This is a genomic window from Asaia siamensis, assembly GCF_014635085.1.
Taxonomy (GTDB): Bacteria; Pseudomonadota; Alphaproteobacteria; order Acetobacterales; family Acetobacteraceae; genus Asaia; species Asaia siamensis.
On record NZ_BMCH01000005.1, the window covers coordinates 205,275 to 220,070 of the forward strand.

Below are 14,796 nucleotides of genomic sequence, written 5' to 3' on the forward strand. Positions count from 1 at the left end.
TAATCTCATGCTTTTCTGGAGCCACGCCTTGAAGACAGGCCGTTCCCCGCGCGCGCTGATGCTGAGCGGCGCTTCGCTCGCCATGGCGCTTACCCTGCCAGGCTGTGTCGGGCCGAAATATCAGAAGCCCGATCTGTGGTCGCCCAGCCAGTATGACATGCATGCCCGTTCGGGGCAGGCTGGCAGCCAGACCACGGCGGATGCGCCCGATCCGAACTGGTGGAAGATCTTCAACGATCCGACCCTGACCTCGCTCGAAACCCGTCTGGCAACCCAGAACCTCGATATCCAGCGTGCGGCAGCGCAGCTCGCACAGAGCCGCGCCCAGCTCATGATGGCAGGCGCCGAGCGTTTTCCGGGTCTTTCGGCAAGCGGCTCGTATACGCGCTCGCAATACAGCACCAAGTCGCTGCAGCGTATTCTCTCCGGGGTGGCAAAGGATAACAGCGCGGCTCTCGGTCAACAGCGCGCGACCCTGCTCGATCAGAGCGTTGGTGACGCCACGATTCCTCTGCTTAACCAGTGGAAATATTCCATCGACGCGCAATATGAGGTCGATCTCTGGGGACGTGTGGCGCGTCAGTATGAAGCCGCCAAGGCCGATCTGCAGGCGACCGACGAAGAGCGTCGTGGTATTCTGATCGCGCAGCAGGCCGATATGGCCAATGACTATCTGACGCTGCGCGGGCTTCAGGAGCAGCTGCGTATCACCAAAGCCAATCGGGATACGCAGGCCCAGACACTCTCCCTCGCAAAGGAGCGTCAGAAAACCGGTCTCGTGACCGAGCTGGATGTCACCAGCGCAGAGTCGCAGCTTGACTCTACCACGGCGCAGATTGCCCAGACCGAGCAGCGCATCGAGCAGCAGATCAATGCCATCAGCCTGTTGCTGGGGGCCCCTCCCGGCACGCTCAATGACGAGCTGACACGGACGGCCGGTATTCCGGTTGTGCCGCCTCGCGTGCCGGTCGGTGTACCTTCGGAACTGGCGCAGCGTCGCCCAGATATCCGTCAGGCCGAGGCGCAGCTTCATGCAGCTGTGGCCAATGTGGCCGAGGCAGAAGCCGAGTTCTATCCCAAGATCACGCTCAATGCCGATTTCGGGCTGCAATCGCTGTCTTTCCGCGATCTCGGTTTCTGGAATGCACGCGCGTGGAATATCGGCCCGTCCATCTCCCTGCCGATCTTTCAGGGTGGGCGTCTGCGCGGTCAGCTGATGCTCAATCGCTATGCCCAGAAGGCAGCGGCCATTACCTATCGTCAGACCGTGCTGGGTGCGTGGCGTGATGTCGATAATGCGCTGATTGCCTATCGTGACGAGCAGCGTCGCCGGGATGGGCTGCAGGGTGCCGTGAACGCAGGGCAGCGCGCCCTGCATCTGGCGCAGGAGCAGTATCGCAGCGGCCTGACCACCTATCTGAACGTGCTCTCGGCGCAGCGTGACCTGCTTTCGGCACAATTGCAGCTTGCTGACAGCACCACGACGATCGCGAGCAATCTGGCGCATCTGTATAATGCCCTGGGTGGCGGCTGGGAAACGCAGTTCCCGCAAGACAAACCCGAAGATGCAACAATCCGGCAGCATGGCGGTGACAGTCTCCGCCATGCCTGATCACAATATTGTTTGAGATATGTAAAATAATTCGGTGATCTATTTGCCGTGATAGGCTTTCTCCCTCCTGCTCATTGAGTCAGAGGGAGAAACGTCATGTCGACCACTACTGAACAGCTTGGCAATGCTCTGGGAAATGCGTCCGAGCCACAGCCCTGCAAGCTGGTCATCTTCGGCGCCGGTGGCGATCTGACCCGGCGTCTGCTTCTTCCCTCTCTCTATGATCTTGCTGTGGCTGGCGCACTGCCCGCCGATTTCCAGATCATCGCCGTCGATCGTGCCGAGCAGACCGGGAAGGACTGGGCCGCAAAACTGTTCTCACTGGCCGAGCAGGATGCAAAAGACCCTTCCGCAGAGTTCTCATGCCCCCATCTCGACCGGGCGGTCTGGGATCGTGTGACGTCTGGCGCGCTTTATCTGTCGGGCGATTTCACCCAGGCAGACATCTACACCACGTTGCGTGAAACGCTTGGTGCCGGGAATGTCATCTTCTACCTCGCCGTTGCGTCGCGCTTCTTCGCTCGCATCGCGACCGGGCTGGGGCAGGGCGGCCTGCTGAAGGAGGGGCGCGGCTTCCGTCGTCTCATTGTCGAGAAGCCCTTCGGTCGCGATCTCGCCTCGGCACGTGAACTGGATGGTGTGCTGCGCGCCCAGGCCGATGAAAGCCAGATCTACCGGATCGATCATTTTCTCGGCAAGGAAGCCAATCAGGGCATCATGATTGCCCGCTTCTCGAATGTGTTGTTCGAGCCGATCTGGCGCCGTGAGTATATCGATCACGTGCAGATCACCGCCGCCGAGACGATTGGCGTCGAGCAGCGCGGGGCGTTTTACGAACATACGGGCGCGTTGCGCGACATGGTGCCCAATCATCTTTTTGTCCTGCTGAGCCTGATCGCGATGGAGCCGCCGTCGTCGCTCTCGGCTGATGCTGTGAGGCAGGAAAAGACGCGGCTTCTGCAGGCCATACGCCCGATACGGGATGAGGATTATGTGCCGGGGCAATATGCTGCGGGTCAGATCGAGGGGAGATCGGTGCCCGGCTATCGCAGCGAGCCCGGTGTCGCAGCTGACAGCCAGACCGAGACTTTTGCTGCCATGAAGCTGTTCATCGATAACTGGCGCTGGGGCGGTGTGCCTTTCTATCTGCGTACCGGCAAGCGCATGTCAGGCCGACGCACTGAAATCAATGTTGTCTTCAAAAAGCCACCTTATGCCCTGTTCAATCAGAACATGGACGACCCGCGTATCGGCAATGTCATCCGTTTTCTGCTCGACCCGGTGCGGGGTGTCTCGATCGATTTCGATGCCAAGCAGCCCGGTCTGGAAGAAGAGATTGCGCCGGTAAGCAGTCGGTTTCTGTATGACGACTTCTTCAGGAAGGCTCCCAATGTCGGCTACGAGGCATTGCTGCATGACTGCATGGCGGGCAATCAGATGCTCTTTCAGAGTGCCGAGACCATCGAGGCGGCCTGGAGGGCGATTGATGCGATCGTCACACCTGAGGCGCCGTATCCCTATAAGGCTGGCTCTGAAGGGCCCGACGAGGCGATGGCCCTGCTTGAGCGTGACGGAAGACGCTGGATTCCGGTCAAATAATCCTGTGCTTTTATTGCCCGGCAGGTAAGAATGCCGGGTCGATAAGCCTGTTTTCAAAACAAGGTCTCCGTAAAAGGGCCTCGGTCGAAAGAACTGACGATGAGTATGGCAATCGAAAATCATGCCGTGATCGGCGATCTGCGTACGACCGCTCTGGTCGCGCTCAACGGTTCGATCGATTTCATGTGCTGGCCGCGTTTTGATTCCCCGAGCGTTTTCGCTTCGCTTCTCGAGCCGAGTGCGGGGTTCTTCGAACTCGCACCTGTGCTTGAAGGGGGCAGGTTCCGCCAGTTCTACGTGCCTGACACCAATGTTCTGCTGACACGCGTACTCTCGCCCGAAGGTGTGAGTGAGATCTCCGATTTCATGACGCTGGCTCCCGATTATCCCGAACAGCGCGTGATCCGGCGGGTGAAAGCGATACGTGGTACGCTGAAATTCCGGCTGCACTGCGCCCCGCGCTTTGATTATGCCCGCGTCGGGCACAAGGCCCGCGTGCTGAATGACCGCGTGATCCTGTTCGAGCCGATGCGCGACGACCTGCCGACCCTGCGCATAAGTTCGACCATTCCCATGACGGTGGTCGAGGGCGATGCCTGCGCCGAGTTCGTGCTGCAGCTGAACGAAACAGCGACGTTCATGCTAGACAGCCTCACGACCGACGAAAATCTCTGCCTCGAAGACCACTGGACCTCTACTGCGTTCAAGGCGACGGCCAATTACTGGATCGATTGGGTGGCACGTGCGAGCTATCACGGTCGCTGGCACGACCAGATCACGCGCTCGACCCTGGCGCTCAAGCTGCTGACCTCGGCAGAGCATGGCTCGATGGTCGCTGCTGCGACGTTCGGTCTGCCGGAAGACCCCGGTGGCATACGCAACTGGGACTACCGTTACTGCTGGGTCCGCGACTCGTCTTTCATGGTCTATGCCTTCATGAAAACGGGCCATACCGAAGAGGCCACCGCCTTCATTCGCTGGTTGCACCAGCGTCGCCTCGAGGCTCAGCCCGGCGAAGCACGTCTGAAGGTCATGTATGCCATTGATGGCAAGGCTTTCGTGCCCGAGACGGATCTGACCCATTTCAGAGGCTTCCGTAATTCGCGCCCTGTGCGCATCGGTAACGGGGCGGAAGACCAGCTTCAGCTCGATATCATCGGTGAGATGATGGACGCCGTTTATCATGCCGATCGTCATTGTGAGCGGCTGAGCTGGAAAGCATGGGAGTCGATTGCCGAAGGTATTGACTGGCTGTGCCTCAACTGGAATCAGCCAGACGAAAGTATATGGGAAGTAAGGGGTGGGAAAAAACATTTCCTTTTTTCGCGTATCATGTGCTGGGTTGCACTGGACCGGGCCATTCGTCTGTCGGAAGAGCGCGGATTTCCTGCCAGGATTGCCGTCTGGGTGCGCGAGCGCAATGCCATCTACATGGATGTCCAGAATAATTTCTGGAGCGAGGAACTGGGATATTTCGTCCAGTACAAGGGAGGCACGGCGATTGACGCCTCATGCCTGCTGATGCCGCTCATGGGTTTCATTGGCGATCATGATCCGCGATGGGCCTCGACTCTGCGCGCCGTAGGTGACCAGTTGCTCGATGACAGTCATGTCTTTCGTTACCATGTGGCCGAAGGCAATAATGATGACGGGCTGGAAGGGCGTGAGGGCACGTTCACCATGTGCTCCTTTTGGTACATTGAATGTCTGGCCCGCTCGGGCGACCTGCTGATGGCGCGTTTCCTTTTCGACAAGACGCTGTCTTACGCCAACCATGTCGGCCTGTTTTCAGAGGAAATCGGCCCGGCAGGCGAGCATCTGGGTAATTTCCCCCAGGCTTTCACCCATCTGGCGCTGATCAGGGCCGGTCAATATCTGGATCAGGTAATATATCGCGACAAAGGTTTCAGTTGAGAATCAGTATCAAATAAGTGTCGATACTTCTCAAAAAATCGGCACAGAAGTTGATAATCAGTATCAACAAAAAGAGGACCACACCAATACCTAATTGATCACGGCTTCGTGTGTTCTCGGTCAGGTGATAGGCAGGCACTTGATGTGATGCTAGGCAATGGCGCAGAAAAAACCTCTCGACCATTGGCTTTTTAGTTCCGTTCGGGCGTTTCGGCGCTCTGGTGGACTTTGGCCATTGGTCCCGTCGGGAATAGGTGGTTGCGCCAGTGTCTCAGTTTCTCGCAGATCATGCTTTAGCGATCTACGTGGCCTTTACGGTCATTTTCCTTTGCATCGTGGTGGCGCTGTCTGCTGCTCTTGGGCCTCGCCGTGTCGGTGCTGCACGCGGGCGGTCGATGAGTCTGCCCTACGAGTCAGGTATCCTCTCAACAGGATCAGCGCGTATCCGTCTGCCGGTTCAGTACTATCTGCTGGCCGTGTTCTTCGTGATTTTCGACGTTGAAAGCGTGTTCATCTACTCATGGGCCTCCGTGGTGGTCGAGGCAGGCTGGGCCGCCTTCATCTCGGTTGCGACCTTTGTCGTCTTTCTGACGCTCGCTCTGATCTATCTCTGGCGCAGTGGTGCTCTTGAATGGGGCCCCAAGCATCGCCGCATGCCGGTCAAGGTGCCGCCCAACTCCCCCGTCGAACTTGTCAAAATCCCCGAGCGCGAGGTCGTATAACGATGACTTGGACTCTTACCTCCGCCGTCGGCGAACCCCGTCTGCAGTCACCTGAAGAATTGCTGGCGCACGAGGACGTGCGTCGCAATCTTGTGGTCGGCAAGCTGCAGGATTTCATTTCCTGGGGTCAGAAGAACTCGGTCTGGCCGTTCAATTTCGGCCTTTCCTGCTGTTACGTGGAAATGGCGACGGCCTTCACCAGCCGCTACGATATTGCCCGCTTCGGCTCCGAAGTGCTGCGTGCGACACCGCGTGAAGCCGATCTGATCGTGATCGCCGGCACGGTGTTCCGCAAGATGGCCCCCATCGTGAAGTATCTCTACGACCAGATGCTCGAGCCGCGCTGGGTCATTTCCATGGGTTCCTGCGCCAATTCGGGCGGCATGTATGACATCTACAGTGTTGTTCAGGGCGTCGACAGCTTCCTCCCCGTCGATGTGTATGTGCCTGGCTGCCCTCCGCGCCCCGATGCACTGCTCGAAGGGCTGATGCTGCTTCAGGACTCCATCGGCAAGCAGCGCCGTCCGCTCAGTTGGATGGTTGGTGATCAGGGCGTGACCAAGGTGACCCCGGCCAGCATGCGCGACCTCAAGCGTGAAGAACGCATGGCGGTCACCAAGCTGCGCACCCCGGACACGATCTGAGGAGCGGACAGCAATGAGCGAAGTTTTCGAAAAAACCCGTTCCGGCGTCATGGGCGCCGCCGTGGCTGCCTTCCCCCCGCACATGATCATCATGGAAGAGTCGACGCGCGATGGCGTGCCGACCTTCTGGGTCTCGCGTGGCCAGATCCGCGCCGTGCTGCAGGCGGTGAAGGCCGGCGGCATGCTGCGCATGCTGCTCGACCTTACCTGCGTGGATGAGCGTCAGCGCATTCACCGTGATGGTCTTCCGGCTTCTGATTTCACGGTTGTCTATCACATCCAGTCCTTCAACGGTCCGATCGACGAAGTGCGCTTCAAGGTGCCGCTCTCGGTCGATGATCCGAATATCGGGACCATTTCCGATATCTGGCCGAATGCGAACTGGCTGGAGCGTGAAGCCTGGGATCTGTTCGGCGTCGTGTTCGAGGGGCATCCGCATCTCTCGCGCATCCTGACCCCGCCCACCTGGGTCGGGCATCCGCTGCGCAAGGACCATTACGCCCGTGCGACCGAGCGTCCGCCCTATACGCTCTCCGAAGACCAGGTTTTCGACGAGCAGGAAGCGCTGAAATTCGACCCCGAATCCTGGGGTATGAAGCGTCATTCCGACAACAGCGATTTCATGTTCCTCAATCTCGGCCCGAACCATCCTTCGGTCCATGGCGTGTTCCGCGTCGTGCTGCAGCTCGAGGGCGAGTTCATTGTCGATGCGGTGCCCGATATCGGCTTCCACCATCGCGGCGCCGAGAAAATGGCCGAGCGCCAGACTTGGCACAGCTACATCCCCTATACCGATCGTATCGACTATGTCGGCGGGGTGATGAACAACTTCCCCTATGTGATGGGTGTCGAGAAGCTGGCAGGCATCACCGTGCCGCCGCGCGCTCAGCTCATTCGCATCATGCTGGCCGAGTTCTTCCGTATCTCCAGCCATCTCGTGTTCTACGGAACGATGGTGCAGGATCTGGGCCAGCTCTCGCCGGTTTTCTACATCTTCACCGACCGCGAGCGCGTTTTCGAGATCATCGAAAAGATCTGCGGCTTCCGCATGCATCCGGCCTTCTTCCGCATCGGCGGCGTGGCGATGGATCTGCCGCAGGGCTGGGATGGCGAGGTTCGCGCCTTCCTCGATTATCTGCCCAAGCGTCTGGACGAGTACAACGAACTCGTCATGAAGAACCCGATCTTCAAGGCCCGCACCAAGGGCGTTGGCGTCTACAATACCGAAGAGGCAGTGGATTGGGGTGTGACGGGGCCGGGGCTGCGTGCCACGGGTCTGGAATGGGATTATCGTCGTAAGGCTCCCTATTCGGGTTATGACCAGATCGACTTCGATATTCCGACGGCCGTCAACGGCGATTGCTATGATCGCGCTGCGGTGCATATCGAAGAGATCCGCCAGAGCCTGCGCATCATCCGCTACTGCCTCGATAACATGCCGGGCGGGGCCTATAAGGCCGAGCATCCCCTGGCCATGCCGCCGCCGAAGCCGCGCACGATGCATGACATCGAGACGCTCATCCATCACTTCGTGGGCGTCAGCTGGGGGCCGGTCATTCCGCAGGGCGAAGTGCGCTCCTGCATCGAGGCGACCAAGGGTCTCAACCAGTATTACCTCGTGAGCGATGGCGGCACGATGTCCTACCGGACGCGTATCCGCACACCGTCGTTCATTCATCTGCAACAGCTTCCGATGCTGTCACGCGGCACCATGATTGCCGATCTGATCGCTATTATCGGAAGCATCGATTTTGTGATGGCCGATGTCGACCGCTGAACTTACGGCGCAGGACGCCGAACTCCCTCAGGATCTCGTCGATACGTTCATCGACATGGCCGCCCACGAGCATCACCCTCGTGGCGCCGCCATCGAGGCGCTGCGCCTCGTGCAGGAGCGTTTCGGCTGGATCAACGACGCGCATCTCGCCCATACGGCACGCATCCTGGGCATGTCCCAGGCCGATCTCGACGGGATTGCCACCTATTTCAACCTGCTGTTCCGCAAGCCGGTCGGCAAGAACGTGGTCATGCTCTGTGACTCCGTCTCCTGCTACATCATGGGCGCTGAACAGACACGCGAACGCCTGTGCAAGAAGCTGGGCGTGAAAATGGGCGAGACGACGCCGGATGGTGAATTCACCGTTCTGCCCATCGTCTGCCTCGGTCACTGCGACCACGCCCCGGCCATGCTGGTCGGCAAGGATCTGTTCGGTCCTGTCCGCCCGGAAGACATTGACGGCATCATTGACGACATTCGGGCGAGGAAGAAGTGATGACTGGTCTGAACCCCGAAAAGCAGCCGCTTCTGGCGCTTGTGGATCGCGAGACGCCGCTCGATCCGGCAGGCTATGACAAAAAGGGCGGCTGGCGCGGCCTGCGTCGCGCCCTCGGCATGAGCCCCGCCGAGATCATTACCGAGGTGACGGATTCCAAGCTGCGCGGACGCGGCGGCGCCGGTTTCAGCACCGGCATGAAATGGAGCTTCGTTCCCAAGGAATCCTCGAAGGACCGCCTCAAATATATCGTCGCCAATGGTGACGAGATGGAGCCGGGCACCTTCAAGGATCGCATCCTTGTCGAAGGCAATCCGCTTCAGCTCATCGAAGGCATGATCATCTCGGCCTATGCCATCCAGGCACGGCACGGCATCATCTTCCTGCGTGGTGAATATCATCTGGGTCTGGAGCGCCTTCAGCAGGCGGTCATCCAGGCGCGCGAGGCCGGGTTCCTTGGCGAGAACATTCTCGGCTCGGGCTTCGATTTCGATCTTCACGTCCATCCCTCTGCCGGGCGCTATATCTGCGGTGAGGAAACGGCCCTGATCACGGCGCTGGAAGGCCGTCGCGCCAACCCGCGCGCCAAGCCGCCTTTCCCGCAGATCGGTGGTCTGTGGGGCGCGCCGACGGTCGTGAACAATATCGAGACCTTCAGCAACATCCCGCATATTCTGGCCAATGGCACAGAGTGGTATCTGGGGCTGAGCGCCTGCGTCGATGGCGGCACCAAGCTTTACGGTGTCAGTGGTCGTGCCAAGCGTCCGGGTGTGTTCGAGCTGCCTCTGGGCACGTCGCTCGGCGTGATCCTGAATGAGTGTGCAGGCGGCATGCAGGACGGCTACAAGCTGCGCGCCTTCCTGCCCGGTGGTGCCTCGACCGCATTCCTTGGGGCCGAGCACGCCGACATCATCATGGACTACCCGACGCCGGAAAAGGCGGGCAGCCGCCTCGGTACGGGTCTGGCCATCCTGCTCGATGACCGGACCAGCCCGATCGGGATGATCCGCAATCTCGAGCATTTCTTTGCGCAGGAATCCTGTGGCTGGTGCACGCCCTGTCGTGACGGCCTGCCCTGGGTCGAGCGTCTTCTGATTGCCATTGAGGAAGGGCGCGGCACGCCGGAGGATATCGATCGCCTCCATGACGCAGCCCGCCTGATCGGCCCGATGGGGCGCACTTTCTGTGCCCATGCACCGGGTGCGATCGCGCCTCTGGCCAGCGGTCTGAAGATGTTCGCCGAGGATTTCCAGCGAATGGTTAGCAAGCCCGCCTCCGGCACCGCAGAGAGCGGCGCCGCAGGGCAGGCGGCGTAGGAGGAACGGCCCGATGGCAAAAATCGTAATCGACGGCCGCGAGGTTGAAGCACGTTCAGACGTGAACCTTCTGCAGGCCTGTCTCGAGGCAGGGGAAGACCTGCCCTATTTCTGCTGGCACCCGGAACTCGGGTCTGTCGGTGCGTGCCGTCAGTGCGCGGTCAAGCAATATGCCAATGCCGACGACACACGCGGTCGTATCGTCATGGCCTGCATGACGCCGGTGACTGAAGGCGCGATCATCTCGGTTGAAGACCCTGAAGCCAAGGAATTCCGCGGCGAGGTGGTCGAGTGGCTGATGACGAACCACCCGCATGACTGCCCGGTCTGTGAAGAAGGTGGTGAATGTCATCTTCAGGACATGACCGTCATGACCGGTCATCGCGAGCGTCGCTATCGCTTCGACAAGCGCACCCACAACAATCAGGAACTCGGTCCTTTCGTGAAGCACGAAATGAACCGTTGCATCGCCTGCTATCGTTGCGTGCGCTTCTATCGTGACTATGCGGGCGGCCAGGATCTGGGCGTGTTTGCCTCGCATAACAACGTCTATTTCGGACGCCATGAGAGCGGCACGCTGGAGAGCCCCTTCTCCGGCAACCTCATCGAGGTCTGCCCGACCGGCGTGTTCACCGACAAGCCGTTCTCGAAGATGTACAGCCGCAAATGGGACATGCGCGGCGCCCCGTCCGTCTGCTCCAACTGCGCAACAGGCTGCAACACCATCATCAATGAGCGCGCCGGCAAGGTTCGCCGTACGCTCAACCGCTATAATGATGAGGTGAACCGCTACTTCCTGTGCGATCGCGGTCGCTTCGGTCATGGCTGGGTCAATGCCCCGACGCGCCTGCGTTCGGCTGGTTATGTGATCAATGGCGACATGACACCGGTACCGGCCCAGGCCGCGTTGGATCATTTCGGCAAGATCGCGGCTTCGGGCAAGCTGGTGGGCATCGGCTCGCCGCGCGCCTCGCTGGAATCCAACTACGCCCTGCGCAAGCTCGTCGGTGCCGAGAACTTCTCGACCGGCATGGCCGAGCCGCAGCACAGCCTGGTCAAGCTGGCCGTGTCGCTTCTGGCCGCTGGCCCGGCGCGCATCGCCACCATGCATGAGATGGAAACCGCTGACGGCGCCCTGATCCTGGGTGAGGATGTCTCGGCAACCTCACCACGCATGAGCCTGGCGCTGCGCCAGATCAAGCGCACGGCCTTCAACAAGGCAGCTGATCAGGCCCGTGTCCCTCACTGGATGGACGCCTCGGTGCGTACGCTGGGTCAGGACACGATCTCGCCGCTCTTCGTGGTATCGCCCACCGTGACCGATCTGGATGGTTTTGCGCAGGATGCCATCCGCGCCATGCCGGAAGATGCCGCGCGTCTCGGCTTTGCCATTGCGCATCGCATCGACACGTCGGCTCCCGATGTGGCCGGTCTCACCGAGGCCGAGGCGGCTTCCGCTTCGCTTATTGCTGAAGCCCTGCTGGCCTCCGAAAAGCCCTTGCTGGTCTCGGGCCTGCAATACGCTTCCGCAGCCCTGCTTCAGGCAACGGCGAACATCGCCTCTGCCCTGGCCGCCAAGGGCAAGACGCCGCTCATCAGCTTCGTCCTGCCGGAAGCCAACTCCATGGGCCTCGCGCTTATGGACGGGCTCTCGCTCGACACGATCGCTGCCCGCTCTGCCGATGCCACGCTGATCGTTCTCGAAAACGATCTGAGCCGCCGCCTCGATGGCGCGCAGTTCGATGCGCTGGTTGAAAGTGCCGCCAATCTGGTGGTGCTCGATCACTCGGTTACGCCAACGGCCATTCGTTCACAGGTTACCTTCCCCTCGGCAGCCTATTCCGAAACGGATGGCACGCTGGTCAGTGCCGAAGGTCGCGCCCAGCGCTTCTTCCAGGTTGTCTATCCTGATGCGCCGCTTCAGGCAGGCTGGCGCTGGATTGCCGACATGGCGCAGGCCGCTGGTCTCAGCCATGTAAAGCCCTGGGGCAAGCTGGATGATCTGATCGCTGAAATCGCGACGACGATGCCGGTTTTCGCCCGCATCCCCGAGGCAGCACCGGGTTCGGACTATGAGCTCGAGGGCACACCGCTGCGCAGCCAGACGCATCGCGTCAGCGGGCGCACGGCCATCCGTGCCAATATCAGTGTTCGCGATATTCCGCCCCCGAGCTCGCCCGACACACCGCTGCATTCCACCATGGAAGGCTCCTACAGCACTGACATGCCCGGCACGCTTGTGCCGTTCTATCAGGTACCTGGCTGGAACTCCGAGCAGTCGCTGAACCGCTTCCAGCAGGAAATCGGCGGCAAGATGCGCGGTGGCGATTGCGGTGTGCGTCTGGTGGAAGGGGTGGCCAACGCGGCTGGTTCCTACGCCATGGACGTGCCATCGGCTTTCGCTCCTCGCGCCGGTCAGTTCATGCTTCTGCCGGAAGCCCGTGTATTTGGTACGGATGAAATGAGCATGATGGCCCAGCCAATCGTCGAGCGCGCCGCCCCTGCGGTGGTGCGTATCGGTGGGGCCGTGGCCAAGGGCGCCCAGGTACGTCTGTCGCTGAATGGCGAGGTCTTCACGGTCGATGCCGTGTCTGATCCTTCTCTGCCCGAAGGTGTCGCCACATGCCCGCCGCATATGGTGTCCCGCTCCTGGTCGGCACCGGGCTGGGTTTCTCTTGAAATCACGGCGCCTGCCGAGCGTATTGGAACGGAGAGCGCGGTATGATGCCCATCGTGTGGCCAATTCTTGTGATCGTCGTGACCGTCTTTGGCGTTCTCGGCGTCGCAGCGGTCTCGACCATGCTGGAGCGTCGCCTGCTAGGCGTGTTCCAGGATCGCCCCGGCCCCAACCGCGTCGGCCCGTTCGGCCTTTTTCAGGTCATCGCCGATGCGATGAAGATGCTGTTCAAGCAGGACTGGATTCCGCCTTTTGCGGACAAGCCGGTCTTTCTTGTCGCACCGATCATCGGCTTTCTGGCCGTTCTGCTCTGCTTTGGCGTCGTGCCCATTACCCCTATCTGGGGTGTGGCGGGTGAGCTGAATGTCGGCCTGCTCTTTATCTTCGGCATGCTGGGTCTTGGCGTCTATTCGGTGGTTCTCGCCGGATGGTCGTCCAACAATAAATACGCCCTGCTCGGCGGCATGCGTGCCGCCGCCCAGATGATCTCCTATGAAGTGTTCATGGGTCTCTCGGTCATGGGCGTAGTCATGGCGGCCGGTTCGTTCAGCATTCGTGATATCGTCGAAGCGCAGACCAATTGCTGGTTCATCATCCCGCAATGCCTCGGTGCGGTGATCTTTCTGCTGGCCGGTATTGCTGAAACGCATCGTCTGCCTTTCGATTTCCCTGAAGGCGAAAACGAAATCGGCGCCGGTTTTCATACCGAATATTCGGGCATGAAATTCGGCATGTTCTATCTGGCTGAATATGCCGGTGTTGCGCTCAGCTCGGCTCTGATCACCACGCTCTATCTCGGTGGCTGGCATGGCCCGTTCCTGCCGCCATTCCTATGGTTTGCGATCAAGGTCTTCCTGCTGATCTGCTTTTACATTCTCCTGCGTGCAGCACTCCCCCGTCCGCGTTACGACCAGCTGATGTCCTTCGGCTGGAAGGTGCTGCTGCCGCTGTCTCTTCTTAACATTCTGGTCACCGGCGCGGTCATTCTGCTGCGCGCGGGCGTCTGAGAGGGGGCGCGCCATGCTCGGTATTCTCCGCACTATATGGATGACGTTCCTGCACATGTTTCATCGCAATGAAACGGTGCAGTATCCGGACGTCAAACCCTACCTGTCCCCCCGCTATCGCGGCCGTATCGTTCTCACCCGCGACCCCAGCGGTGAAGAGCGCTGCGTGGCCTGCAATCTTTGCGCCGCGGCCTGCCCGGTGGATTGCATCAGCCTGCAGAAAGGCGAGAAGGAAGGGCGCTGGTATCCGGAATTCTTCCAGATCAATTTCTCACGCTGCATTTTCTGCGGTTTCTGTGAGGAAGCCTGCCCGACCTATGCCATCCAGCTCACGCCCGATTTCGAGATGAGCGAATATGTGCGCCAGAACCTGGTTTACGAGAAGGAAGACCTCCTGATCAGCGGACCCGGCAAGGTACATGATTACAGCTTCTATAATGTTTCGGGGCTCAAGATCCCGGGCAAGAATAAAGGTGAAGCCGAAAATGAAGCCAAGCCTGTCGACATTCATGCGCTGATGCCCTGATCATGAATATCATGCTTGAACTCTATGGGTTGATCGCCATCGGCGCGACTGCGTTGGCGATTACCCGCACCATCCCCGTTCACGGCCTGCTTTATCTCGTCGTGTCGCTTCTGGCTCTGGCCTGCATGTTCGAAGAGCTGGGCGCGCCTTTCGCGGCCATGCTCGAGATCATCGTCTATGCCGGCGCGATCATGGTCCTGTTCGTTTTCGTGGTCATGATGATCAATCTCGGCCAGCCCGATCAGCTTCGTGAAAAAGGCTGGTTTGCAGGCGGCGCCTGGATCGGCCCAAGCGTGATCTCGCTGCTGCTGATGGGTCTGCTGGTTTATGGCGTCAGCCATAACACCATGGCCGTTGGTACGGTGGGTGCGCCAATCGGCCCCAAGGCGGTCGGTCTGACGCTGTATGGCCCCTATATCCTGACCGTCGAGCTTTCCTCGTTCCTGCTTCTGGCAGGTCTCGTGAGCGCCTATCACATCGGCCGCCGGATCGGAGGGAAATCCTGA

12 protein-coding genes are annotated in these 14,796 nt (G+C 59.9%); all 12 read left to right on the forward strand.

Annotated features, from left to right (window positions below; genetic code table 11):
• Positions 1-58 precede the first annotated feature (58 nt).
• The 12 genes from IEV53_RS10635 (at position 59) to nuoJ (ending at position 14,796) form a co-directional block, all read left to right on the forward strand.
• On the forward strand, positions 59-1,612 hold the full coding sequence (locus tag IEV53_RS10635) for an efflux transporter outer membrane subunit (protein WP_229719836.1): 1,554 nt from the start codon (positions 59-61) through the stop codon (positions 1,610-1,612).
• Between the two features lie 96 nt (positions 1,613-1,708).
• A complete protein-coding gene (gene zwf / locus IEV53_RS10640) occupies positions 1,709-3,211 on the forward strand; it encodes a glucose-6-phosphate dehydrogenase (RefSeq protein ID WP_188426763.1) in 1,503 nt (500 codons plus the stop codon).
• A 99-nt stretch (positions 3,212-3,310) separates the two neighbouring features.
• Positions 3,311-5,125, forward strand: coding sequence for a glycoside hydrolase family 15 protein (locus tag IEV53_RS10645; RefSeq protein WP_188426764.1), 1,815 nt, complete (start codon positions 3,311-3,313; stop codon positions 5,123-5,125).
• 266 nt (positions 5,126-5,391) lie between these two features.
• On the forward strand, positions 5,392-5,847 hold the full coding sequence (locus tag IEV53_RS10650; RefSeq protein ID WP_188426765.1) for an NADH-quinone oxidoreductase subunit A: 456 nt from the start codon (positions 5,392-5,394) through the stop codon (positions 5,845-5,847).
• Positions 5,848-5,849: 2 nt separating this feature from the next.
• The gene (locus IEV53_RS10655) at positions 5,850-6,491 is read left to right on the forward strand and encodes an NADH-quinone oxidoreductase subunit B (protein WP_023979422.1); all 642 of its coding nucleotides are present in this window, start codon (positions 5,850-5,852) and stop codon (positions 6,489-6,491) included.
• 49 nt (positions 6,492-6,540) lie between these two features.
• Entirely contained in the window at positions 6,541-8,268 is a 1,728-nt protein-coding gene (gene nuoC, locus IEV53_RS10660) for an NADH-quinone oxidoreductase subunit C/D (RefSeq protein ID WP_229719837.1), read from the forward strand.
• Positions 8,255-8,764: an NADH-quinone oxidoreductase subunit NuoE gene (nuoE, locus tag IEV53_RS10665; RefSeq protein ID WP_127101782.1), complete on the forward strand. Its 510-nt coding sequence runs from the start codon at positions 8,255-8,257 to the stop codon at positions 8,762-8,764. The genes nuoC and nuoE overlap by 14 nt, the downstream gene beginning before the upstream one ends.
• On the forward strand, positions 8,764-10,080 hold the full coding sequence (gene nuoF, locus IEV53_RS10670) for an NADH-quinone oxidoreductase subunit NuoF (RefSeq protein ID WP_188426767.1): 1,317 nt from the start codon (positions 8,764-8,766) through the stop codon (positions 10,078-10,080). The genes nuoE and nuoF overlap by 1 nt, the downstream gene beginning before the upstream one ends.
• A gap of 13 nt (positions 10,081-10,093) precedes the next feature.
• Positions 10,094-12,805, forward strand: a complete 2,712-nt coding sequence (nuoG, locus tag IEV53_RS10675) for an NADH-quinone oxidoreductase subunit NuoG (protein WP_188426768.1) — start codon at positions 10,094-10,096, stop codon at positions 12,803-12,805.
• Entirely contained in the window at positions 12,802-13,764 is a 963-nt protein-coding gene (gene nuoH / locus IEV53_RS10680) for an NADH-quinone oxidoreductase subunit NuoH (RefSeq protein WP_188426769.1), read from the forward strand. Before nuoG ends, nuoH begins: the two co-directional genes overlap by 4 nt.
• Before the next feature lie 13 nt (positions 13,765-13,777).
• On the forward strand, positions 13,778-14,290 hold the full coding sequence (nuoI, locus tag IEV53_RS10685) for an NADH-quinone oxidoreductase subunit NuoI (protein WP_025824399.1): 513 nt from the start codon (positions 13,778-13,780) through the stop codon (positions 14,288-14,290).
• Positions 14,291-14,292: 2 nt separating this feature from the next.
• On the forward strand, positions 14,293-14,796 hold the full coding sequence (gene nuoJ / locus IEV53_RS10690) for an NADH-quinone oxidoreductase subunit J (protein WP_023979430.1): 504 nt from the start codon (positions 14,293-14,295) through the stop codon (positions 14,794-14,796).

What these genes read in the sequence shown, in the direction of transcription:
- IEV53_RS10645 (WP_188426764.1), top strand. Translation starts at nt 3,311, where the DNA reads ATGAGTATGGCAATCGAAAATCATGCCGTGATCGGCGATCTGCGTACG.
- IEV53_RS10635 (WP_229719836.1), top strand. Translation starts at nt 59, where the DNA reads ATGCTGAGCGGCGCTTCGCTCGCCATGGCGCTTACCCTGCCAGGCTGT.
- nuoC (WP_229719837.1), top strand. Translation starts at nt 6,541, where the DNA reads ATGGGCGCCGCCGTGGCTGCCTTCCCCCCGCACATGATCATCATGGAA.
- nuoE (WP_127101782.1), top strand. Translation starts at nt 8,255, where the DNA reads ATGTCGACCGCTGAACTTACGGCGCAGGACGCCGAACTCCCTCAGGAT.
- nuoH (WP_188426769.1), top strand. Translation starts at nt 12,802, where the DNA reads ATGATGCCCATCGTGTGGCCAATTCTTGTGATCGTCGTGACCGTCTTT.
- nuoJ (WP_023979430.1), top strand. Translation starts at nt 14,293, where the DNA reads ATGAATATCATGCTTGAACTCTATGGGTTGATCGCCATCGGCGCGACT.
- nuoI (WP_025824399.1), top strand. Translation starts at nt 13,778, where the DNA reads ATGCTCGGTATTCTCCGCACTATATGGATGACGTTCCTGCACATGTTT.
- IEV53_RS10655 (WP_023979422.1), top strand. Translation starts at nt 5,850, where the DNA reads ATGACTTGGACTCTTACCTCCGCCGTCGGCGAACCCCGTCTGCAGTCA.
- nuoG (WP_188426768.1), top strand. Translation starts at nt 10,094, where the DNA reads ATGGCAAAAATCGTAATCGACGGCCGCGAGGTTGAAGCACGTTCAGAC.
- zwf (WP_188426763.1), top strand. Translation starts at nt 1,709, where the DNA reads ATGTCGACCACTACTGAACAGCTTGGCAATGCTCTGGGAAATGCGTCC.
- nuoF (WP_188426767.1), top strand. Translation starts at nt 8,764, where the DNA reads ATGACTGGTCTGAACCCCGAAAAGCAGCCGCTTCTGGCGCTTGTGGAT.